Origin of the sequence: Pelagicoccus albus, assembly GCF_014230145.1 — a bacterium.
GTDB lineage: Bacteria > Verrucomicrobiota > Verrucomicrobiia > Opitutales > Opitutaceae > Pelagicoccus > Pelagicoccus albus.
In genome coordinates, this window is record NZ_JACHVC010000012.1 from 1,018,664 (window position 1) to 1,041,863 (window position 23,200).

Below are 23,200 nucleotides of genomic sequence, written 5' to 3' on the forward strand. Positions count from 1 at the left end.
AGAAGGGCTGCTTCGCGCCCGACAGCTGACGCGGCTAGTTATCCAAGTAACGCTTCAGGGCGAACATCGTTTCGTCCAACAAACTCGAGAACTCCTGGTAACTCTGTCGCACTTCCTCGAACTCGCCTCGGCGTGTCTTCATGTCAAGTCGCTCAGCCTCTGATCGAAGCTTTTCACAGCAGACGTTAGCCGATACTCCCTTTAGCGAGTGCGTATAACGATGCAGATCCTCGGTGCTCCCGTTTTCAAAAATTTCCTTCAGATTACCTCGATATTTCTCGTAATCCTGCAGGGCAAGGTTGGCGATCTCCATGGCGAGAGCCTCATCCTCCAGCATCCGCTCTAGGAAGGCCGCTGGACTGAAAACGCTGTTATCCTCCGACTCTTCCTCGACCGGCTGCTCCACAACTTCCGCTTTTTCCACCCTCTGAGGCAGAACCTTATCCAGAAGGCTGAACAAAGCAGCGGGCTCCACGGGTTTTGTTATGTAATCGGACATTCCGGCGTTAAGACACACGATACGATCTTCAGGCAGGGCATGAGCCGTTAGAGCGATAATTGGTATGTCCTTAGACGCGTCCCCGATCTCACCGGCGCGCACCCGACGGGTGGCTTCAAGTCCATCCATCTCAGGCATCTGTACATCCATGAGTACCAAGTCGTAACGGATACGACCCATCGCTTCCAATGCCTCAAGGCCGTTGGCCGCCGTATCGGCATTGAGTCCGACTTTTTCAAGCAAGCCACGCACGACCATTTGATTCACAAAATTGTCTTCCGCTATGAGAATCTTAGCATCACGGCTGGCGAATTTTTCTGCGGTTATGATACCACCCTCCTCTTTTTCCTCCACTGGCGTTAGTTGATTGCCCAACAACACAGCGTGTAAATCAAAAGGCACAAGCGGAAAATAGAGGGTAGGCAGGGTCCATTCATCGACCGGCGAACCATCGTCGAGTAGTGCCACCACAGGTAGCTCCTCGTATCCAGGTTCTTGCTTCAGTTCGGACGCCAAAGTCTCGACGGACTTATCATTACCCGCCTGATCATAGAAAAGGTAATCCAAACGACTTTCCTTGTCCCTCATCTGTTTAAGCATCGCCAAGGCGGCGAGTGAGGAACGGCAGTGCTTCGTGTCGACTCCTACCTTACGTAAGCGCTTGTCCAATGGTACGCTCAGTTCACTACGTTGGCTCACAACCAAAGCCACTCGTCCTCTCAGATTGTTCAGCTCCGACTCTGCGTACTCATCTTCCGAATACCGCAGGAAGGAAGTAAACCAAAAATCAGTGCCCTGATTTTCGACACTCTCAAAATCGATCTCGCCACCCATCAGGTTCACGAGCTGTTTGCTGATGGCGAGGCCCAAACCAGTGCCCCCATAAAGTCGCGTCGTGCTGGAGTCCGCCTGGGTGAACTCCGTAAACAAGTTCTTCCTCTTGCTCTCCGCGATGCCTATACCGGTATCCTTGACATTGAATCTTAGCATCACGCCTTCGTCAGTCCTAGAGTCTACCGACACATCGATGCGCACCTCGCCTTCTGCCGTGAATTTAACCGCATTTCCGGCCAGATTGAGCAGAATCTGACGCAAGCGGCTAGGATCCCCCTGCAATCGCCTCGGCACATTGCTCGCCGCACTGCAGATGAACTCAAGATTCTTTTCCCTAGCCTTTTGAGAAAGCAACGAATCCAAATCGCTCAACAAACTACGAACATCAAAATCGAGAACTTCTAGATCTATTCGACCCGCCTCGACCTTTGAGAAATCGAGAATATCATTGATCAAAGCCAACAAGGACTCACCGCTGGACTTGATGATTCGCGCCTGCCGGCTTTGCTCCTCGGTCAAGCCTGGTGAATCGAGCAACAAGGTAGTCATCCCGATCACACCATTGATCGGCGTGCGGATTTCATGACTCATATTGGCCAAGAACTGGCTCTTCGCCTGGTTCGCCTCTTCCGCTTGCTCCGCCAGCCGTAGCAAAGCTTCTTCCTGTTCAAAATTGTCCGTAACATCCCAATTCGTGCCGACCAATCGGACAGGCCTTCCTTGAGAATCGCGGTCGAGAACAGACATGGCTCTCAAATACCTGATTTTTCCATCCGGTCGGATGATGCGGAAACGGGTATTGATATCGCAAACACCGTTTTTCCCGTCCTCAAGGGCCTGCAACGCCTGTGGGAGATCATCAGGGTGAAGGGTATTCGACCACTCTTCGACTCGCCCTTCGAATGATTCTTTCTCAATCCCGTATAGCTTGAACATTTGGTCGTCGAAGATGACCGTGCCAGTAGAAAGCCTAAGCTCCCAGATACCGATCCCTCCGGCTGCAACCGCCAGCGATAGACGCTCACTGGTCTCCTTCATCCGCTTGCTGATCGATTTCGTCTCGCTGATATTCTCAACCTGCAGGATGAAATGGACAGGATCGCCGTTCGGTCGGCGAATAAGTGACGCATTGACTCGGGCCCAAACAATCGACCCGTCAGCCCCAATATATCTGCTCTCCAGAACAAAGTGATTTCGTTTACCGCTGAGGGTTTCTTTGAACTTAATTAACGCCGAATAATAGTCGTCCGGATGGATCACATCTCGCAGACGCATGCTTCGCATCTGTTCAAGACTGTACCCAAACATTTCCGAAATGGACTTGTTAAAGTCCTCCAACGCCCCGCGCGGACTCAGGATCATCATTCCTATACCGGAATTCTCAAAGGAGCCTCTGAATCGGAGTTCGCTCTCGCGAAGCTGGTTTTCGGCTTCCGCCTGAGCTGACGCATCGCGAGAAACGCCAAGGAATCCAGCGATATCTCCGGAACCATCCCTCAAACAAGTCACTATCAAGGAAACTGGTACCCGCGTGCCATCCCTGCGAACATAGGTAGCGTAACTTAACTCGCTTCCTTTTCGCATCGGGATTTCCGAGAACGCTTCGAAGCCCTCAATCTTTTTACCAAATCGCTCGCTCAATTCGCGGGCTTTGCCATCGATCTCTTCGTCCAGATGAAAAATTGCGGGAGTCGCCTTACCGATCACCTCCGAAGCCTCGTAGCCGGTGAGTTTCTCAGCGCCTACGTTGAAGATGGAAATAATTCCATCCGGATCCGTCGCCACAAAAGCAAGCTCGTTCGCGGAATCCACCAAGCCTCTGATTACGGAGGCATTACGCTGACTTTCCTCACGGGCCCGCAGCTCCGCGTCTATATCCTGGATGACTCCGAAAAGGCGGACCACCTTCTTGTTCACCATTTCAGCCTGCCCAATCGAACGGATCCATTTACGGCGACCGCTATGAGTCACGATCTGTATCTCTCGGTCAAAAGGCTCACCGTCGGCGACAGCCTTTTCCACTAGCTTTTCGACTGAATCCCTAATTTCACCTTCCTGGTAAAACTCCAATGCAGATTCCAAAGTGGGCACATAGTCCAACGGCACTTCGTGAATTTGCTTGGTCGCCCAAGACCAATCGAGTTCGCCCTTCACCAAGTCGAGCTCCCAAGAACCAATCTTGGCGATGCGAGAGGCATCCTGAAACTGGGCTTTCGCATGCAGCAGCTTGCTCTCGATCTTCTTCTGCGAAGTGATGTCCGTTCGGCACGAGACATACTGAGTAATCTCTCCTTCGGCATTGTAGATCGGTTTGATCGAAGTCTGAACCCAGTAAAGGTCGCCGCTCTTGCTACGGTTACAGATCTGGCCTTTCCAGCACTTTCCCGAACTGATCGCGCCCCAAAGCCCCTTCCAAAATGCCACCGAATGATAGCCGGAATTGACTACTTTGTGCGTCTTACCAACGAGCTCCTCCCGAGAATATTCGCTGAGGGCGCAAAACTGGTCGTTTACGTAGGTGATAACGCCCTTCGGATCGGTGATAGCCACGATCATGTGATCATCCAAACAATCCAGCAACGCCTCGGCTGTGATCACTGAGGATGACGCAAGAGCTTCATCCGATTTCGGGGCTCTGCCATCAGAATTTTTCGAATTGGGTCTCATCTTTCAGGGGTAACGATACAAGCGAGGCAGATAACTCGGGACTCTGTGATACAAAAACATCGGTATAGCTGGCCATGGGTCAAGGGGGGCGCGGATTAAAAGGCTGCTAAAGCGATGCAATTTGCCCTAACAAAACGATTTCGGCACCAAAACCAGCTGTTACCCCAACAATTAGATCTCGAAATCCGCGTAGAAGTGCTTTCACTCTCCCGTCTCCCTCATACCCAACAACCACAAAGGGGCAGATTCACTTTCAAACATGGCCAACAAAACATCCCAGAACTCCGAGGCTCAGCCGAATCAAGTCGATATCCAGGACATTGAGAACCAGATCATCATGATCTGGGAAAAAAACAGAGGTCTCATCCTCGGCGGAATCGGTTTCGTTTTCGCAGTTTTTATCGGCTACCAAGGACTCAAATTCATGGAGGCTCGTGCCGAAAAGAACCTGCAAGAAGGTTATCAATCCGCAGACAACACCGACGCAAAAGCGACTTGGGCAGAAGACGAAGCCGGAACCGCTTTGAGCGGGTTCGCGTACAAGGAGCTGGGCGACGAAGCCTTCGCTGCAGGAGATTACGCCAAAGCAGAAACATACTACCGGAGTGCCGCAGAATCCACTGAGACTCCCGTCGACCAAGCCGCCACGATGGCTCTCGCAGTTACACTCATTGCTCAGGATAAGAACGCCGAAGCCAAAGAGATCCTCCAACCGATTGCGGAGGATTCCACCGCCCTCGCCCAAGCGGAAGCCAAATATCGCCTAGCCTCTTTGGTCGGCGAAGAAGGTGACGTCCAAACCGCCCTCGATCTGATCGACTCCATCGACGAACAAGATTTCTTCTGGAAATCTAGAGGAGACACCCTGAAGGAAAAACTGCCCGAAGCCTAGAAATCAGGCCCCAAAAACTTCTACAATAACGCGAGCCCCAAAGAGCTCGCGTTTTTTTTGCACCAAAAGAGACAAATCTCCAAGTTAGGAGCAACCTAAGCTGCCCCTCTGTGTAGACGTTAGCGTACTCTTCCTAGCCGATGTCTATCCTTCTCGCCCAAAACCTGAGCAAACGCTTCGGATCCATCCAAGCTCTCGACCAACTTGAGCTCGCCATCGATAAAGGCGTATTCTTCGGCCTCCTAGGGCCAAACGGAGCGGGAAAATCCACCTTCATGAGCGTGGTGACCGGATTTCTGACTGCCGATTCGGGGAACATCCAAATCGATGGGGAAACGCTCGACCCGAGCAATTCCCAACAAAACCGCCTCGTCGGCTTCGCACCGCAGAATATCGCCCTGTACAAGGAGCTATCCGCCGAAAAAAACCTCCAGATATTCGGGAAGCTTTTCGGATTGAAAGGCAAGGAGCTTTCACGGCAAATCGACTACGCTTTGGAAGTCGCCCAGTTGACCGACAGGAGGAAATCCTCCGTAAAAGCCTTTTCAGGTGGTATGAAGCGGCGACTCAACATCGCCGTCGCTCTGATGCACAAGCCAAAGATACTCCTCTGCGATGAACCGACAGTGGGAGTCGATCCCCAATCGAGAAACGCCATTTTCGACACCTTGCTGGGACTCAAATCGGAGGGTATGACCATCGTGTACTCCACCCACTACATGGAAGAGGCCGAACGCCTATGCGACGAAATTGGCATCATAGATGCCGGTAAAATCCTTCGTTGCGGATCGCCCGACTCCCTGCTGCGCGAGTTGCCTCGGACAAACCTGATAACCGCTCGAGCCAGCTCCCTAAGCCCAGAGCAACGCGAAGCCATAGAACAATTCGGAGAGGTGATGGAACAGGGGGCCGCCTTGCAGCTGAAAACGCCCCCAGAGTTTAAATTGTCCCGCTTTTACCAATGGACCGAAGAGCAAGGCTTAGATGCGTCTGAATTTCAGATGGAGCAACCAAGCTTGGAAGCCCTCTTCCTAAACCTAACAGGCAAAGACCTCCGCGAATAGTGTCGGGAACCCAACTCCTATAAAAAATGCGCCCTGTCCTGATCCTCCTTCAAAAAGACATTAGCCTCTTTCTCAAAGACAAAGCGGCAATCGCTCTGACCTTTATCGTTCCCTTTTGCGTCATCTACATCGTCGGAAACATCTTCGGCGGCTCCGGAGACCAAGGCGGCATCTCTTCGAGCATAAGGCTGGGACTGCTAGATGAAGCGTCCAACCCTACTTCCCAGATCATCGTGGACGCTTTGGAAGCGGAAGAGGGGCTCCGCATAATATCATCCTCCAAGGGCCCGGAAGGAGAACAAATACCGCTCTCCCGCGATACCATTCAGAAGGGAATCGAAGACCATGATTTCAACTTCGCCCTAATCATTCCCCAAGACCTTCTCAGCTCGAGCGAGTTAGGATTGAGGCTAGAATTTCTCTCCAACCCGAAAAACCCGATCGAATCGCAAATCATAAATGGGCTAATCCAAAAAGCGGTCTTTTCCAAAATCCCTCAATTGCTTTCCGAAAAGATCGACCAGCAGCAGCGCGATGAGCTTGGTCCCGAAAAATACTCCACATTCCAAAATGGTATAGCTGCAGCCATTAGCCTCGCGTACGACGATATCGAATACGACGACGTTAAGGATAAAATTGGATTCGCCGGACTGACTGATCTCATCTCCGGAAGTGAGGGAGAATCCGAAGACGCGTCGAATTCCCTTTCCAACTTGGTGAACATTGAGGAAAGCCAAGTCTTCGGAAAAGAAGTCAAAAACCCAACTTTGACTCGGATGATCGGTGGGTACGCGATCATGTTTCTGCTCTTTGCGACCACCGGATCCGCGGCATCGCTTTTCGAAGAACGAAATGAAGGGCTCTTTCTACGCCTTCTTTCCATGCCCGTTAGACGAACCCACATTCTCTGGTCCAAATTTCTCTTCAACACCCTCCTGGGCATGGTTCAGGCCCTGACGCTATTCATCGCTTCTTCCTTCCTTTTCGGGGTCGAAGTTTTCCCACACTTTCTCAATCTGATTTTGGTAAGTCTCGTGGCATCCGCCGCCTGCGCGGCCTTCGGTATGACCCTCGCGTCCCTCGCTAAAACGCCACAACAAGCCCAAGGTTTCGGAACTCTGCTTATCATTAGCATGAGCGCTCTGGGGGGCGCTTGGTTTCCGCTAAGCCTCATGCCCGCTACGATGCAATTCATCGGAAAGTTCACCTTGGTCTACTGGGGAGTGGAGTCCTATCTCGGAGCGCTCTGGGAAGATGCCCAGCTTTTGAAGATTCTTCCGGAGCTCGGAGTTTTAGCCGCGATCGCCTGTTGCCTACTCGCCCTCTCCAGTTGGCGATTCAAAACGGGCGACCTGTTCCGCTGAGCGAGTTCCATCATTGACTCGCAAACAATCGAACTTCCGGTAGATTCAGAGGTCCATTTGACCTCGAATGAGCAAACCTTCCCAGAGCAAGACCCGTACTGCTTTCCTACTAGTCGCCACCTTGGCAGCCGGTACAGCGCTCTACTTTCAGCTAAATCCAACGAGCCAGTCAAAAAAGCCGGATCCAGACGCTCCTCAGTTTCCCACTGCAACTACCGGTCAAAGAAGAGCTGAGACAACAGAAGCGTGGCTACAAAAAACGGATGCCCCCTTTTCAGCGTCTTCGATAGAAAACGAACGCATTCTGAGCTTTGATTCTCTGGACGCGTTTCAATCATTTCTGAAAAAGAGTCCCAACGGGCTTTACACAATCATCTCCTCAAGCGAGAGGCTCCTAGCCATCAGGCTTAAACTACTGAACGATGACGACAGCTTCCTAGCAGATACAGGCGCAAAGGTGGACTCCAATTACACGCTGCTCAATCCGCTGCCTATAGCAGACCAGCTGCTCGCTACCGACAGTAAATTCCTGGATCAGGCTCTTCATTTCATGCGAGTACCTTCGAATCTGACAAAAGCTGGTGAGGGCGTAAGCATTGCGGTGATTGATACCAGCATAGCGGATCATCAAACACTTCAAGGCGCTGTCGTGAAAAGCTTCGACCTCACCGGAGGATCCACTGCGGCCACCCACGGCACCGCGGTCGCTTCCCTTATCGCGGGATCGAACGGCACTGGGATCGCACCCAATGCGGACCTCATTAGCATCAGTGTTTTGGATACAGACGGAATCGGTGATACTTATACACTTGCCGAGGCCATTCTTTTGGCTGTCGACAACGGAGCCGACATTATAAACCTCAGCCTCGGCAGCTTTGGCACCAACCAAGCCTTATCCTACGCTGTATCCTACGCGCAGGAGCAGGGCGTAGTGCTGGTAGCCGCTGCAGGAAACGAAGCCATAACTGCCCTACCCTACCCGGCCGCCTACGATTCGGTAATCGCTGTCACCGCCCTCGACTCCATCGGACATCCCACCACCTTCGCAAATCAGAGCGACTCCATCGCAGTCGCCGCACCGGGGGTTGGGGTCTACGCAGCATGGGAGGAAGAAGATTGGATCAGTTTTACTGGAACCTCCGCGGCAGCGCCTTTCGTAAGCGGAGCGATCGCATTAATCAGCTCAGAACTAAACACGTCCGCAGCGGAAGCAGCGGAAATTCTATTGGCTAATGCTGATGACTACGGTCTGCCCGGATCTGACTCGCAGCTTGGATCTGGCGCGATCGACATAGCGCGTAGTCTCTATTCCGATACGAATTACTACGATTTAGCACTCTCTGATATCTACGTCGCTGACTCCGACCTAGTCAAAGGACAAAGCACTGCCTACCTCATAGCCCAAAACCGAGGAACCGAAGAGGCCCCAGCCGTGAGCATCGACTACACCCTACCAAATGGTCTAACGCAAAATGTTTACCTGGGAAACCTGCTACCAGGTGAAAGTGTCAGCTACGAAATCACCTTGAGCGAATCGGACTTCCTTTTACCCGGTGGGTTTCAGATCGAAGCCGCGGTCGAAAGCTCAACAATTTCCCCCGATTCGTATCCAGAGAACAATTCGAAATCGCTTACAATTTCGATCTCTCCACTCGACTAATCAACTGGGCAAAACTCGTCCCGGCGTAACACTGGGCTTGATACGATAGATATGGCTTCGTCCGTGATTCTCCACTATCCAATTTTCATCTACATTGAAAGTCGTCTCGGACGCTCCCAAAAACATTGCGCCATCTCGGTTTAGAACTCCCCGAATACCAGCAAGAATCTTACGGCGTGTTTCGATATCGAAATAGATCAAAACGTTTCGCATCAAAACGATGTCGAACTTGGGCAGGTTCGGCCAATGCTCGATCAGATTCATCTTTCTGAATTCGGTCATTTGCTTCATCTCCGGCTTCAACTCCCAACCTTCGTCGACCTTGGAAAAGTACTTTACCAAAAGCGGCATGGGGAGACCGCGATTGACTTCCATTTGGTTGTATACCCCACGGTTCGCCTTTTCCAGAGCCTTGCTGCAAAGGTCTGTACCAATGATCTTCACCTTCCAGTTTCGCAGCTCCGGAAATTTCTCACGGAGCATCATGGCTATGCTGTAAGCTTCCTGTCCAGTCGAACTAGCCCCAGACCATATGTCGATTCGGCGTTCAGTGGCTCTTCTAGCCATGATCTCCGGAATCAACTTCTTCTCCATCGCTTCAAACGGATGAAGGTCGCGGAAAAACAAAGTCTCGTTCGTCGTCAACGCTTCCACTACCGATTTGTGGATATCGCCGTATCCACGAGTCGAAGTCATTGAATCAATCATAGCCCCTAGCGAATCAAACCCCTTCTCTCTTGCGAGTGGACTGAGGCGCGATTCTACCAGGTATTCTTTTCCTGTTTGAAGCACGATTGCGGCACGACTTTTCGCTAGCGTTGAGACATAGTCAAACTGGCTTGGGGAGAGGCTCATAAAATTAGTATTTTTGAAGTAAAGAAGAGAAACGTGAGGAGATGGCGGAAGCGACCTGAGGAAGAGGCGTTCCCTTCTCTACCAGTCCTTCGTTGACAAGGAAGCTGGGCATACCCCAGACAACACTCGTCTCCTTGTCTTGGGCGATTGCTTCGCCACCGGCTTCGCAAATTTCGCGAGCGCCAAGAAAGCCATCCCTACCCATTCCAGTAAGGACGACCGCTAATGCAGAACCGCCATAGCATTTGGCTACACTGCGAAACAACACATCTGCAGCAGGGCGGCAGGAGTGTTCTTGCGGACCTTCATGCAGGTGCAAGACCACCTCTGCTCCTCGCCGTCTCGTTTCCATATGTTGGCCACCGGGAGCGATGTAAACGTGACCGGGACGAAGTGCCTGTCCGTGTTCGCCTTCGCAGATAGTGAGGCACGATTCGCGGTTCAAACGCTCCGCAAGCGCTTTTGTAAAAAGAGGAGGCATGTGCTGAACCACGACAACCGGCACCGGCAAGGGCTCTCGTATCGAGGAAAACACGACAGAAAGGGCATTCGGTCCACCCGTGGAAGACCCTATAGCGAGGACATCAAGCCTTCCGCTTCTTCGAGCCTTTGTCCGGTTCGGACGTGGTGCAGACGGCGGAGCTACCGGTTGCGGAGCGAGAACATGAAAGTACTGCTTTATCTTTGGGATGAGCTCGCGATTCAGTTCGCTCATCGTGGCATTTAGCCCGTTGTTCGTTGAAGGCTTTGCTACATAGTCATTCGCTCCCGCCTGCAGTGCTTCGAAGGTCGACTCGGCTCCCTTGTAAGTCTGGGAGCTAAGCATGATGACCGGTATTTTTGGATACGTCTTCCGAAGCTCCTTAACCATGGCGATCCCGTCCATTTCCGGCATCTCCAGATCCAGGGTGATCGCGTCCGGACTGTATTGGGAAATTCGCTGCATCGCGATCTTCCCGTTGGAAGCAACACCAGCAACCTCCATATCCGGGTCTCGATTAATGACCTCCGACACGATCTTTCGCATAACTGCCGTATCATCGACCACTAGAACACGTATCTTCTTCATCAGGTGGGATTCTGAATGATTTAGTTGAGGAGCCCAAGAATGCGGAGCTTGTCCTGAAGCATCTCTTCATCGAAAGGCTTCATCAAAAACTCATTCGCTCCGAACTCGATAGCTTGCATCAGGTCTTCCGGTTTATTGTGGGAAGTCACCATCATGATCTTGAGATGCTCGTACTCTGAACAGGAGCGAACTTCCTTCAGAAATTCGATTCCTGTCATGTTCGGCATATCCCAATCCACGAGAGCGATATCCATTTCCGCCGGTTCCACGAACCCAAGGCGCGAAAGGGCGTCACAACCGTCCTCCGCTTCCATGGTTTCGATATCCAGTGCGTTCATGTAGCCACACAGCAACTTTCGCACTGTCCGGCTATCGTCGATAACGATCGATTTCATAGTGTATCCGTTCTAATGATTTTTCCCCAGTCTAGTTCCGAGAAGCATCCACGATGCCCTGCAGTTCTGAGGAGAGTCTTGCCAAGCCTTGTGCGGCAGTGAGCGTATCGTTTGCGCCTTCGGTTGTGTAGCGAGCCGCGCTCGATACGTTTACGATATTTTCGGAAATCTCAGAGCTGCCTCGAGATGCCTCAGAGACATTTCGCGCTATCTCATTGGTGGTGGCGGACTGTTCGTCCACCGCGCTCGAAATTTCGTTTTGAATGTCATTGATACGGCGAATGATCTCGGAAATCTCGCCAATTGCCGATACCGCTCCAGAGGCATCATGCTGGATCGCTTCGATCTTCGCGGAAATGTCCTCAGTCGCTGCTGCGGTCTGCTTAGCCAGTTCCTTAACTTCATTCGCGACCACTGCAAAGCCCTTGCCAGCCTCGCCCGCTCGAGCCGCTTCGATTGTGGCGTTGAGGGCCAGCAGGTTGGTTTGCTCAGCAATTGAAGTAATGACTTTGATCACCTCACCGATCTCAACGCTGGATGCTCCCAGCTTAGTGACGGTATCATTCGTATTAGACGCCACGGTCACGGCCGAAGACCCTACCTGAGCAGCTTCCGCCGCGTTCTTGGCGATTTCCTGTACCGAAGAGCTCATTTCTTCAGCTGCGGTAGCAACCATCGAAATGTTCGCCGCAACCTGTTCAGAGGCCGAACTCGCCACACCAGCCTGGCGAGCAGTATCCTCCGTGTTATTGTTCATGTTCTGCGCGGTGGCAGTTAGCTCCTCAGATGCAGATGCTAGCGTTTGCGAGTGCTCCGCCACCAATGCTAGGGTTTTCGCCAAGCCTTCCTCTGCAGCCTTCTTAGCGGTAATATCTGTCGCAAATTTTATGACACTGCCAACCTTACCAGAGGCGTCAAAACGCGGGTTGTAGGTCGCCTGTATCCAAACTTCCTTACCACCCTTACCAATGCGTTTGAATTCATCGGTCATGAAGCGACCATCATTAAGGTCGGCCCAGAACCTCGTGTAGTCTGCCGAACGAGCATACTCGTCTTCCACAAACATGCTGTGGTGCTGTCCTTTGATTTCGGCCATAGTGTAGCCGAGGCAATCCAAGAAATTCTTATTGGCGTTCTGGACGATGCCATTGGCGTCAAACTCGATAACCGCTTGATTCTTGTTCGCTTCCTCGAGCTGGCGCTCATTGTTTGTCGCGACGATTTTTGCCTCCGTTACATCAGTGGCAATTTTTACGACCTTAACAACGCGACCCACTTCGTCCTTAACCGGAGCATATACCGCTTGGATCCAAACTTCGCGACCGTCCTTGGTGATCCGCTTAAAGGAATCTGAATAGGTCTCGCCATTTTTCAGTCCTTTCCAGAAATTACTGTATTCAACCGACTGTGACGTCTTGGAATCGACGAACATACGATGGTGCTTTCCTACAATTTCTTCACTCTCGTAGCCCATGACTCCTAGGAAATTGTCATTCGCCTTGAGGATTTGCCCTTCAGTGTCGAATTCGATGTAAGCGTAAGCTCCGTTGATCGCATCGAGGATACCCTTGGATGCCTGGCGTTCGATTTCAGCTTCAGTGATATCGTAACGAACACCAATGTACTTACGTGGTTTGCCATTGTCACCCATGACTGGGGCGATAACTGCGTCAACATAGTACGGGGTGCCATCCTTCTTCATGTTCTTTACGACGCCACGGAATGTTTTTCCGCGACCAATGGTTGCCCAAAGCTCCTTAAATACGCTCTTAGGCATATCGGGGTGTCGTGTCTTGTTGTGACCTTGGCCGATAAGCTCTTCGCGGCTGTATTGAGATACCTCGGTAAACTTATCATTACAGGATATGATCGTTCCTTTGAGGTCAGCCTCTGAAACGATACAACTCTCATCCATCATAGAAGCACGAACCTTGAGTTCAGCCATAGCACCCCAATCGATGTTATCAGACTCAAAGGTTTTCTTCAGCCCGTCGCAGGCGGTCTTTAGCGATCTTCCTAGATCTCCGATTTCGTCTTTGGATTCTGTTTCGACGGCGTTGTTTAAGCCTCCATCTGCCAGGCTTTCAATCGCTTTTGCTGCAGCTGAAACCCTGCTAACGATCGGACGGGCCACAAGGAAAACCATAACAGCGATTCCCACAACAATACTCACCAGAGCAAGTACCACCATAGTTGTTTCGATAGAGTCGGCCATCGCAGTCAGCTCTTCCTCATTCACCCGAACCAATGTAGTGAAGCCGGTGCCGACAAACCCGAGTACTGGTACACTGCGAGCATAGCCTGCTCCCTGCATTTCATCAGCATGCTCAGAGGCAGTTTCGTCGCTCTTGGAATTATGGTGGGTCCACATGCTCCCATCTGCCGGGGCATTGCGGTTGACTCCGACTCGAGCTACCTCGAGTCCTGAAGTTGCTAAATTCGTTTTGAACAAAGAATCACGACGGGTCTCTTTGTATCCATTATGGCTTGGATCAATGTCCAGAAGTACGAGACCGCTTGGATCGAGCAAGGTTAGCTCAGCTGTTTCCAAGCCCGTATGCTCTAAATCGTTGTATTCAGCCACAACGATCTCCTCGACCGTTGTGGAAGAGAATTCGTTGTGCCAGTAGCCTACCGTTTCACCCGCTGCGTTTCTGATTGGAGCCGAGAAAGACATGTTCCATACGGGAGCGTCCTTTCCGTAAACTTCCGCTACGAGGTCGCTCTGCTGCGCCTTGCCGATATAGGTACCCGTCAAGGCTCCCTCGCCCTGGTAAGTTGAATACTTTTCGGCCTTCAACGCTTTGTACCAGTCATCCCTCGAGAGATCGCGTCCGCGGAGCTTGTCGCTTGGAATCTTTCCACCGAGAGGTCCAACTGTATTGATTGCAGCGATACGTCCCTCCAAGTCCGTCACTACAGTGAGCGAGTAACATCCGTAGGTGAGAACATAATTGTCGAGCATGGCCCCTAGTTCCGCCTCCTCGGCTTCCGAAAGGCTCGAGAGATCTCTGTGGAACAGAGCATTCAGACCAAATGCCTGCACGTCTCCATAACGCTCGAAGAGGTTTCGGTCGATTTTATCCTGAACAGTTCGAGCTGCGACCGACAGTTCTTTCAGGCTGTTTTCCGCTACCTTATCGAATTTAAACTTTAGGGTAACGATTACAGCGAGCACTGGCAAAGCAATGAGCAACGCTGTGGGGAGTACGAGTTTTGTGCTTAAACGCATGGCGAATATGGGCTATATGTGGTTTCTTTCTTAAATAGTGTTGGAGGGAACGAGCGAGGCAGTTGCCTTCGCATCTAACAAGTGGAGTAAGAGCTTATCTAGTTTGTGAACTCCGAGAATATAGGGTCGAACCGAAGCGGGTACGTTGGAGGTTGTCTCCTCAAAGGTCTCGTCTGTGACCTCGATGACTTCTCCCACCGAATCCACTAAGAGAGCGGCTTCGACCGAACCAGAGCGAACGATGATAAGCATCTTCTCGCTGTTGGCTCGTTCGTCATCTGGCAACTCAAAGTGTCGACGAAGGTCGATAGCCGTAAGGATCTGACCTCTTAGATTCAACAGTCCTTCGATCGCTTCAGGAGCGAGGGGAACTGGCGTGAGAGAGGGGCATTTAATGACCTCCTGCACGGAGAGTACATCAATCCCAAGCTGCAATTTCCCGAGTTGGAAAGTGCAAAGTTGTACTTCTTTTTCAGATACGCTTTCCATACTAATTCTTTCCTTTCAACCCCGCTCTTGAGAGAATAGATTCGACGTCCACTAAATCGGTGATCTGTCCGTCAATGATGAAGGAGCCGCGAATGTAAGGGCGAGAACCTACATCCTCGAGGCGTAACACTTGCTCGACGATGTCCTTGTTCTCTCCAACCACGAGGCCGAGGTAGCGATCACCGCACTTGTATACGATAACCTGCTCGAACTGTACGTCGCTGTTGCCAGGTCCAACGCCAAGAAGATTGCCGAGGCGTAGGAGTTGCATAATGCCCCCTCTATAGGGAACTGTTTCCACTCCACCCGAGGTTTGGATAATCTTCGGCTCGAACTCTTCGAGACGTTCGGCGGACTCCAATGGTACAGCCAGATGATCCCAACCTGGGAGTGAAAACAAGATGAGCGGTTCTTTGCGGCCAAATTCCTGCGAATTTTCCTCGAATTCAGTATTCTGTTCTTGAATACTCTTCTGTCCATTTTTGAGTACAGCTGCTTTCGCAGACATACCTGCAGCATCCAAAATGATAGCTACGGAACCGTCTCCCATTATCGTGGCTCCAGCGTAAATCTGCATGTCGGAAAGCTGATTTCCTAGCGGCTTAACAACGATTTCTTCCGTATCGCTGACGACATCGACCACTAGACCAAAGTCTTGGCCATCCGACCTCAATACCACGATACTGACCGAAGAACGCTCATCGTCCTTGAGTTTATCAAGTTGCAAAAATTCATCTAGGAATACCAATGGAAGGAGCTTTCCTCTCAAACGGTAAACAGGTGAATCGTAGACACGTTCAATGGAAGCTAGGTCATCCGACTTGATTCGCACCAATTCCACAATATTCACCTGCGGGATTGCGAAGCGTTGGTTGCCGCTCTTGACAACTAGTGCAGCAACGATCGCAAGCGTAAGTGGTATACGGATACGCAGCGTGGTACCCTCCCCTTTCACTGACTGGATGTCTACTGACCCACCGATCTTTTCGATATTAGTCTTCACGACGTCCATACCGACACCACGACCAGAAACATTGCTTAACTTCTCTGCGGTCGAAAAACCAGGAAGGAAAATCAGGTTGATTTTCTCACGTTCGGACAAGCGACCTGCCTCATCTACGTCGATCAAACCTTTCTCCAAGGCCTTGCCGCAAATCTTGTTGCCGTCGATACCGGCTCCATCGTCAATAATTTCGATGTTTACTTGCCCGCCTTCGTGGAAGGCTCTCATGAGCAGTTCCGCATCGGGACTCTTTCCGGCGGCGCTACGGACGTCCGGTTTTTCGATCCCATGATCGACCGCATTACGAATAATGTGGGTCAAAGGATCCTTAATCGCTTCAATGATAGTACGGTCAAGTTCCGTATCAGCTCCAAACGTTTGGAGGTTAACCTGCTTGCCTAAGTCAGCAGCCAAATCTCGGACGATACGTGGATACTTACCCCAAACCGTACCGATTTGTTGCATACGGGTCTTCATGATACCCTGCTGCAAGTCCGTAGTGACCTGATTGAACCTTTGAGCGATACCCGAAACCTGAGCCGGCTCGATATCCCGTTGATGGCTTAACTGCAAAAGCTGGTTTCTCGAGAGAACCAACTCTCCCACCATGTTCATAAGATTATCGAGAAGTTCGACATCAACGCGAACACTCGCAGAGGAAATAGAATCACCCTTTGGCTTTTGCGGAGTCGGAACGGGGCGAGCAGGCTTCTTCGCTTCTGGCTTATCAGTTTCCGCGATCGATGCTTCGGACTCGTCAGCGTAGATTCCCCAGGCTCCGGCAGGATCGCCTTCAGGTGATTTCGAGTCGACCGCTTCGGACTCGGCCGGACCTTCAGTCTTGGGTTCGTCACCTTCAAAGAGCCCCCAGGCTTGCGGCGCTTCAGCAACAGGCTCTGGCGCTTCGACTTCTTCAGTCGATTCTTCTCCAAAGAGTCCCCAACCCTCGTCAGCGCTCTCGGGAGCTTCCTCCGCTACCGGCGTTTCGATCTCAGGTTCAGGCGGAGGCGTCGCTTTGACTGTGGCAGGCTCGCCCTTGATAATTGAATCCAAGACGGACTTCAGATCACTGCAATCGCAGGCGGACTCGTCTGAACCACTGTCTTCAATCACCCCCAGCATCTCGCGGAGAGCATCAGAGAGCTTAAGCAAAGCGTCAGCGATATGGGGAGTCGATTCCAACTCTCCGTCACGCATCAGCGATAACACGTTTTCACCCGTATGAGCGATGCTTTCTATCTGGCTAAAGCCAAGACAACCAGCAGTTCCCTTGATGGTGTGAACGACGCGGAAGACCTCGTTTAGCAAGCCAAGGTCGCACTCCCCCTTCTCGATCAGAAGAAGGTCCTGATCGAAGGTTTCTAGCCCCTCCGAGCTTTCCAGCAAGAAGTCGTTTACCAACTCCAACTGGAAATCATCCATTCCGTCGCTACTCATGTCGCTGACTAGTTAGGAAGGACTTTGGACACGATAGCTAGTAGCTGGTCCTGGCTGAAAGGTTTTACGATCCAACCAGTGGCTCCAGCAGCACGGCCCGCACTTTTCTTGGCAGGATCCGTCTCAGTGGTTAATAGAATGATTGGGGTACTGCGGTAGTTGGGTAGCGCTCTGAGCTGTCGAGTCAGGTCGATGCCGTTCATATTGGGCATGTTTACGTCGGTTATGACGAGGTCGACAGGACGCTGTTTCAAGGTGTTGAGAGCTTCCATTCCGTCCGCGGCTTCAACCACATTGTGGCCAGCGGATTTCAGGGTGAAGCCTACCATCTTTCGGATAGTCGAGGCATCATCGACGGTAATAATCGTTTTCATCAGGTACGTGGATAATCTCTTTTTGAGTCAAACTGGCGAAACTGTGCCATGGGGAGACAATGAGCTTATCGTAACCGCCGGCTAAAAACTTAGCTCCAAAAAGCAGATCTCGTGAAGAAAATGAGTTTTTCACATATCGCCCAGTGAGTACTGGAAGCCTCACTGACTTTGAACGATATCTGCATTATCGGACTTTTCGCCCTTAAGTATATACCGTAAATCAAGACAGATTTATCCTGATTTACCTCGTAAAAAGCCCTCTAAAACAAGTGCCCAATCATAATATAGAGTAAACGGATCTAACGACTGATCGCGCAAAGCCGATTCCTTTGCGCAATGCAGGCACCAGAAAACGAAAGAGTATCCACAGTTCTGCTCGTCGACGACGACAAAAGCACACGGCATCTTGTCGGGGCAAAGCTGATACAAAAAGGATACGATGTGCTGCAGGCCGACTCGTCGAGAGCCGGCCTGAAGATCCTAGACGAAGCCGGATACAACTCTTTCGATCTGGTCATTTCAGACTACTGGATGCCAGGAGGAAACGGACTCGAGTTTCTCAAAAGCGTTCGCCACAAGGACTCCACGCTCTCTGTCATACTAATGACTGCCGATGGCGAGAGGCAAATCCTCGAAAACCTCGTCCAATTCGGCGAGTGCGGATTCCTCCAAAAACCCATCGCCCTGAAAGCACTCGATGAGGTAGTGCCGGAAGCTATTCTAAAGACACAGATGCAACGCCATCTGAAAGCGACTGAGATCCAAGCAAACACCTTGGGAGAGAACCAAAGAGTCCTTTTGAAAAATCACTTGGATGCGGCCTGGCCAGGAATCGAGTTTTCATTTTCCGCGAAATCCCAAGCCAGCGGAGATTTCGCGTCGGCTATCACGACTAAAGACGGGAACAAGACTCTGATTCTATCCGACTCTTCAGGACACGAACTGGCATCCTCCATACAGTCGAACTACTTTCACGGCCTCGCTCGAGGCATGCTGGTGTGCGGATCAAGCATCGAAGATGTTTTTGATCTCTACAACGAGACGTTGATCAAGGAGTGGAACAAAAACACTGTACTTGGCCACTCGCTCGCCGCTTGCGCCATTCGCTTCGATAGAGACCAAAACGAGATCTATCTTGTGAATGCAGGATTCCCCGCCCCCATGATGGCAGGGTTAAACGGATTTGCTACGCCACTAGGCGAAGAGGCTGGGGCCCCTCCCTTAGGTTGGTTTGAAGAAGAATACCGACACCTCAAAGCACCCCTGTCTCAGGGCAGCCTCACAAACTGGACAGACGGTTTGGAGGATCTCGCAACAGATCTAAAAGTCGACCCCCTCGCCCTAGCAGACCGTTTGTTGGACCACAGCCAAGACAACACAGTCCTCCAATCCAAATCAATCGACGATATCGCTGTCGTTCGGCTGAAAACCCCAAGTACCCCGGCAAACGCAAACGTGATGCTTCCCATCCTATACCAGAGATACCACGGGGGCAGCCTGGAACAGATCGACGCCATACAAAACTATTGCGAAAAAAGCTTACGCTACTCGATCCCAGATTTGGACGCAGGATACCTTTCCGAAATGCTGGTATGCGTGCGAGAGGCGCTGATAAACGCCCTCTTGCACGGATGCGAAAAGCGGGAGGACCGCTGGGCCACGCTTCAAATGTCGAGAAGCGAAGATCGCTCAAAAATCATGATCCAGATTCAAGACGAAGGAAAAGGACACTCCTTCGACTGGGAAACCCATGCTGCAGACGCGGCAGAAAATTTACTCACCGAACACCGAGGCTTGATTATGATTCAAGCCATCCCAACTCGCACCGAAATACAAAAGAACGGAGCCCACCTCATCATGGAGTTCGAACGTACCCCCCTAGCACCTCAACACCAAATATGAACGCCGCTAGCCACACCTACAAAGCAGATGGAGACATCGTAAGCACCAACGCCCAACTCCACTGGAGCCGAATCGAAAGCGTGCTGGATCGAGCAACGCCAAGCCAACTTGTCGAGCTAGACCTTCGGGCCGCTTCCATGGTCGATTCGGTGGGGCTTAACGCAATCGTGAAAGCGATCAAGATAGCCGAAGGCAAAAAGCTGAAGGTTAGGCTCTTGATCGCAAGCCCTAGCCTCAAGCGGATCTGTACCTTTACCCGTCTCGACCAAAAAGCGGAAATCGTCGGACCCTAGCGCTCTGCAACAACTTTCTACATCCACGTGCTTAACAAACTAAAAAGTCGGATCCAACCGCTTGCTGACTCGCTCTTCAAAAAGAAGGAAGACGAGCTGAATCTCGATTTGGTGGCTAGCAGCCTGAATCACACGATCGGCAATATCGGTGAGGTATTTGGTGGTATCTCCGACAGTCTCGGCGAACTCGACCAAAAGACCAAAACCTTGCGTCAGGATTGCATGATCCTGCTTGAATCCGCCGGCGGCCAAAATGAAAGCACCCAGTTGCTGTTCCGCGTAGCCGATATCCTCGAAGGACCAGTCAACTACCTAGGAAGCTGCCTCAATAGCCAAGTCGACAACTACGAGCTAATGAATTCCTGTGAGGCCATAGCCGAGCAGCTGCTTAAAAAGCAGACGGAAATGGTCGACGCTCTGGAACCTCTCAAATTCATGCTCGTGTTCTTCAAAATAGAAGCCTCCCAGCTATCCGAAGAAAACCGGCAGACCTTTCACTCCGTTTCTGAGGAAATCGCCCACTTGCACGTGCTAGTAGACGAAACCTTCCAGAAAAACATCACCAATTTGGCGGAGGCCCGCAGTCAAATACACCGAGCCGAAGAGACAGCCAAAAAGGAACGCAGCCTACAGGAAAACGTCATCGCCCAGCGGCAACAGGAGATCAATAGAGCGATCTCCGACCTGAAAACCCAGATTGCGGGCAATTCCCAAAAATCTGCAGACCTCGGCCAAGCAGCAGACGATTTTGAATCCTCGATCGGGCTTCTCGTTATGTCTCTACAGTACGAGGACATAATTCGCCAACGCTGTGAGAGTATCTTGGAGAACCTGAAAAGCCAACCAGAAGGAGTTTCCAACAAGACTTGGCAAATCCTGCAGGCCAAGCAGATCGAGACCGCCGCAGAGGAGATTCGACAGTCCTCCAACGAAATCCGTACTGGCCTGAACAATATCAGCCAAAACGCCCGGACTCTCTACGACGCTTCCACCACCATGAGCCAGTACGAGCACATCACCGCATCGGCTGACGGGATGGTGCAAACCTTACTCGAATCATTGGAAACCATTCAGGAGTTGCTCGAGCAAAACACCAAGCTATCGAGTTCATCGCGCGAAGCGATCCAACCGGTCCAGGCCCTGACCAAAGAACTCTCAGCCATCGTTTTCGAAGTATCGATCAAGATTCAATTCATAGCCCTAAACGCTCAAGTCCGCTCCATCCAAGTGGGAGAAGGAAGCGGCCTGGAAATCCTCGCCGCGCGAACCGCCGAGATTTCCACCCAACTTCGCGACTTAGGCGACGAAACATCGGAACGAATCAATGAGCTCCATAAAACGGTCGACGACCTCGTAGACCGGATCACTTCAGAGCATGAAGAGGGTTACTCCCATTTGGAGATAATCCTCAAGGAACGACCCACGCTGGAAGAGGCCCTGCATAACTTGCGCGACGGTACCTTCAGATCACTGGAACTAGTCGGCAATTTGGTCGATACCGTGGAGAGGACAGCTCGAAGCGACGTCGATAAACTAGAGCGCCTTAACGAATTTGCCAGCGAACTCGACCAACGCGCAAAGGAGCTGCGAAAAGACGCAAACATCGAAGCGATGTCCCGCAGCAAGCAGGACGACATCCACGCTGAGGTGAAGGCACTTCTCCACCAGGAGAATGACTCCATGCACACTCGCTTGCACGCGGGAAGCGCCAACGAGGAAGACGGATTCGATCTGGAGATTTCCCGAAACGCTCAAAAACGCTCGCTCTCCGCCCAGTCTCTTACCTGCGACAACGTCGAATTATTCTAGCTAACAGACTTAGTTGACTATCCTCGCTGGTCAGAGTCTGAGCCCTGCAGCGAGGCGATAGACTCGAGTCTGCGAGAGACATATTCCACATGCTGCCTCAAATGATAGAGTTCGTCCGTGTAGGATAGAGGCACTTCCACCGAAGCGAGTTCGTTCTCCAGCTTTCCCAATCGATCACGTTCATTGTCGAGATCACGTTGTATAGTTCCCAAGACGATCTTCTGATCCGTCTCGCGAAGGTATTTGTACCAGCGGTAAATTCTGGACCGAATCCGCCAGCGGTAGATTGGGCCAGCGATTTTACTCAGAGGAATGATCACGAACAGTAGCGGGATGACCAAAATGATGAGACGATCGACCAAAGAGGCGGCCCAAAACGGCATGTAACGTAGAAGAAACGGGGGCCCGTATTCGAAATAGTGCCCCGCTTCTTTCGTCAGATCGTAGTCGACGTAGCGATCGGAGGGAAACTCATCCGGCAGTTCGAGAACTCCTCCCTTGGACAAGATTTTGCGCATAGCCTCAAGCACGAGAGGCGTCAGAGCGGGATGAAACCGATCATTGACGACCATTGTCGCTACTGCAGCCAAAACCGTACGATCCTCCGGTGGCAAGTTAGCCTCGAGATTCAACAAGCCTTCACTGATTTCAACTCCTGAAAGCGAACGGTAACGGGCCCGATAGGCACTGTGTCGACGCATGTCGAGAAAGTCGAACCCCTCCATTTCAATGAGACGCTGGATGGTTGGGCTTTCAGCGGAAACCATAAAGAAGCCAGCATCGATTTCTCCTCCCGCGAGCTCTTCAACCGTCTCGTCGTCGCTGAGCTCAATCAGCTCGGGGTGTTCCGCACCGCTCAGGAGTCCATTCTCAGCCAACAGGAAGCGGGCCACCGCCTGGGTGCCACTCCCCTTTTTGCCGACCGCTACTTTTAGGTTCCGCAAATCGGATACAAATTCGAGCTCCAAGTCCTTTCGATAAACCAACCAAATTGGTTCATAATACAGGCTAGCAAGCCCACGTAATGCGCCTTCCTCACTCTCGAAGACTTCGCTCATACCGCTCTGCGCAAAAGCGATCGAGGCCTCGCTATCGTCAGAGGTCAAAAGCTCAAGGTTCTCTTCGGAACCGGCCGTGGTGAGAACGTTTAAGGTCACTCCTTCCTTCTGAAGCTCCCTCTTCAAAAGGCTGGCCAACTCATAGTAGCGCCCGGTCTCGCTGCCACTCGCAATGGTTATCTCTCGCGGGGGAGCGGGATCTACAAACTGGACAAGCACGATCACCAAAATCGCCACAAACGCGACAAGCCAAGCATTGGCAACAAGGAAGGATTTCAAGTTGTTCACGCTGGCATGATTGACA

General features: G+C 51.5%; 16 protein-coding genes. 7 read left to right on the plus strand and 9 right to left on the minus strand.

Annotated features, from left to right (window positions below):
• Positions 1 to 34: 34 nt before the first annotated feature.
• Positions 35 to 4,000 carry a PAS domain S-box protein gene (locus tag H5P27_RS14005; protein WP_185661020.1) on the minus strand — a complete coding sequence of 1,322 codons (3,966 nt, stop codon included), beginning with the start codon at positions 3,998 to 4,000 and terminating at the stop codon, positions 35 to 37.
• 259 nt (positions 4,001 to 4,259) lie between these two features.
• Between H5P27_RS14005 and H5P27_RS14010 the strand changes: the two genes are divergently transcribed.
• The 4 genes from H5P27_RS14010 to H5P27_RS14025 all read left to right on the plus strand — a co-directional run bounded on the left by H5P27_RS14010 (position 4,260) and on the right by H5P27_RS14025 (position 8,980).
• Positions 4,260 to 4,892, plus strand: a complete 633-nt coding sequence (locus H5P27_RS14010; RefSeq protein WP_185661021.1) for a tetratricopeptide repeat protein — start codon at positions 4,260 to 4,262, stop codon at positions 4,890 to 4,892.
• A 140-nt stretch (positions 4,893 to 5,032) separates the two neighbouring features.
• Positions 5,033 to 5,956, plus strand: a complete 924-nt coding sequence (locus H5P27_RS14015; protein WP_185661022.1) for an ABC transporter ATP-binding protein — start codon at positions 5,033 to 5,035, stop codon at positions 5,954 to 5,956.
• A 26-nt stretch (positions 5,957 to 5,982) separates the two neighbouring features.
• The gene (locus H5P27_RS14020) at positions 5,983 to 7,320 is read left to right on the plus strand and encodes an ABC transporter permease (protein WP_185661023.1); all 1,338 of its coding nucleotides are present in this window, start codon (positions 5,983 to 5,985) and stop codon (positions 7,318 to 7,320) included.
• Between the two features lie 67 nt (positions 7,321 to 7,387).
• Positions 7,388 to 8,980, plus strand: a complete 1,593-nt coding sequence (locus tag H5P27_RS14025; protein WP_185661024.1) for a S8 family peptidase — start codon at positions 7,388 to 7,390, stop codon at positions 8,978 to 8,980.
• Here the strand turns inward: H5P27_RS14025 and H5P27_RS14030 are convergent, their stop codons facing one another.
• Genes H5P27_RS14030 through H5P27_RS14060 form a run of 7 tightly spaced genes read right to left on the minus strand, consistent with a single transcriptional unit; the run spans position 8,981 to position 17,834 of the window.
• Positions 8,981 to 9,835 (minus strand): CheR family methyltransferase, encoded by an 855-nt coding sequence (locus H5P27_RS14030; RefSeq protein WP_185661025.1) that lies wholly within the window; start codon positions 9,833 to 9,835, stop codon positions 8,981 to 8,983. It lies immediately after the preceding gene.
• Positions 9,836 to 9,839: 4 nt separating this feature from the next.
• Positions 9,840 to 10,904, minus strand: coding sequence for a protein-glutamate methylesterase/protein-glutamine glutaminase (locus H5P27_RS14035; protein WP_185661026.1), 1,065 nt, complete (start codon positions 10,902 to 10,904; stop codon positions 9,840 to 9,842).
• 20 nt (positions 10,905 to 10,924) lie between these two features.
• Positions 10,925 to 11,299: a response regulator gene (locus tag H5P27_RS14040; RefSeq protein WP_185661027.1), complete on the minus strand. Its 375-nt coding sequence runs from the start codon at positions 11,297 to 11,299 to the stop codon at positions 10,925 to 10,927.
• A 31-nt stretch (positions 11,300 to 11,330) separates the two neighbouring features.
• A complete protein-coding gene (locus H5P27_RS14045; protein WP_185661028.1) occupies positions 11,331 to 14,531 on the minus strand; it encodes a PAS domain-containing protein in 3,201 nt (1,066 codons plus the stop codon).
• A 30-nt stretch (positions 14,532 to 14,561) separates the two neighbouring features.
• A complete protein-coding gene (locus H5P27_RS14050) occupies positions 14,562 to 15,020 on the minus strand; it encodes a chemotaxis protein CheW (RefSeq protein ID WP_185661029.1) in 459 nt (152 codons plus the stop codon).
• A 1-nt stretch (position 15,021) separates the two neighbouring features.
• Complete coding sequence (locus H5P27_RS14055; RefSeq protein WP_185661030.1) at positions 15,022 to 17,460, minus strand: chemotaxis protein CheW; 2,439 nt, start codon at positions 17,458 to 17,460, stop codon at positions 15,022 to 15,024.
• A gap of 8 nt (positions 17,461 to 17,468) precedes the next feature.
• Positions 17,469 to 17,834, minus strand: a complete 366-nt coding sequence (locus H5P27_RS14060; RefSeq protein ID WP_185661031.1) for a response regulator — start codon at positions 17,832 to 17,834, stop codon at positions 17,469 to 17,471.
• A 336-nt stretch (positions 17,835 to 18,170) separates the two neighbouring features.
• Here H5P27_RS14060 and H5P27_RS14065 point away from each other — a divergent pair, with 336 nt between their 5' ends.
• Genes H5P27_RS14065 through H5P27_RS14075 form a run of 3 tightly spaced genes read left to right on the plus strand, consistent with a single transcriptional unit; the run spans position 18,171 to position 21,838 of the window.
• On the plus strand, positions 18,171 to 19,736 hold the full coding sequence (locus H5P27_RS14065; protein ID WP_185661032.1) for a response regulator: 1,566 nt from the start codon (positions 18,171 to 18,173) through the stop codon (positions 19,734 to 19,736).
• A complete protein-coding gene (locus H5P27_RS14070; RefSeq protein WP_185661033.1) occupies positions 19,733 to 20,029 on the plus strand; it encodes an STAS domain-containing protein in 297 nt (98 codons plus the stop codon). The genes H5P27_RS14065 and H5P27_RS14070 overlap by 4 nt, the downstream gene beginning before the upstream one ends.
• Before the next feature lie 27 nt (positions 20,030 to 20,056).
• Entirely contained in the window at positions 20,057 to 21,838 is a 1,782-nt protein-coding gene (locus tag H5P27_RS14075; protein ID WP_185661034.1) for a hypothetical protein, read from the plus strand.
• Between the two features lie 17 nt (positions 21,839 to 21,855).
• On the opposite strand, the gene H5P27_RS14080 is transcribed toward H5P27_RS14075, so the two are convergent.
• The gene (locus tag H5P27_RS14080; protein ID WP_185661035.1) at positions 21,856 to 23,184 is read right to left on the minus strand and encodes a TAXI family TRAP transporter solute-binding subunit; all 1,329 of its coding nucleotides are present in this window, start codon (positions 23,182 to 23,184) and stop codon (positions 21,856 to 21,858) included.
• Positions 23,185 to 23,200: the final 16 nt, after the last annotated feature.

Coding starts and splice junctions, on each gene's coding strand:
- H5P27_RS14005 (WP_185661020.1), bottom strand. CDS start 4,000: ATGAGACCCAATTCGAAAAATTCTGATGGCAGAGCCCCGAAATCGGAT.
- H5P27_RS14010 (WP_185661021.1), top strand. CDS start 4,260: ATGGCCAACAAAACATCCCAGAACTCCGAGGCTCAGCCGAATCAAGTC.
- H5P27_RS14015 (WP_185661022.1), top strand. CDS start 5,033: ATGTCTATCCTTCTCGCCCAAAACCTGAGCAAACGCTTCGGATCCATC.
- H5P27_RS14020 (WP_185661023.1), top strand. CDS start 5,983: ATGCGCCCTGTCCTGATCCTCCTTCAAAAAGACATTAGCCTCTTTCTC.
- H5P27_RS14025 (WP_185661024.1), top strand. CDS start 7,388: ATGAGCAAACCTTCCCAGAGCAAGACCCGTACTGCTTTCCTACTAGTC.
- H5P27_RS14030 (WP_185661025.1), bottom strand. CDS start 9,835: ATGAGCCTCTCCCCAAGCCAGTTTGACTATGTCTCAACGCTAGCGAAA.
- H5P27_RS14035 (WP_185661026.1), bottom strand. CDS start 10,904: ATGAAGAAGATACGTGTTCTAGTGGTCGATGATACGGCAGTTATGCGA.
- H5P27_RS14040 (WP_185661027.1), bottom strand. CDS start 11,299: ATGAAATCGATCGTTATCGACGATAGCCGGACAGTGCGAAAGTTGCTG.
- H5P27_RS14045 (WP_185661028.1), bottom strand. CDS start 14,531: ATGCGTTTAAGCACAAAACTCGTACTCCCCACAGCGTTGCTCATTGCT.
- H5P27_RS14050 (WP_185661029.1), bottom strand. CDS start 15,020: ATGGAAAGCGTATCTGAAAAAGAAGTACAACTTTGCACTTTCCAACTC.
- H5P27_RS14055 (WP_185661030.1), bottom strand. CDS start 17,460: ATGAGTAGCGACGGAATGGATGATTTCCAGTTGGAGTTGGTAAACGAC.
- H5P27_RS14060 (WP_185661031.1), bottom strand. CDS start 17,834: ATGAAAACGATTATTACCGTCGATGATGCCTCGACTATCCGAAAGATG.
- H5P27_RS14065 (WP_185661032.1), top strand. CDS start 18,171: ATGCAGGCACCAGAAAACGAAAGAGTATCCACAGTTCTGCTCGTCGAC.
- H5P27_RS14070 (WP_185661033.1), top strand. CDS start 19,733: ATGAACGCCGCTAGCCACACCTACAAAGCAGATGGAGACATCGTAAGC.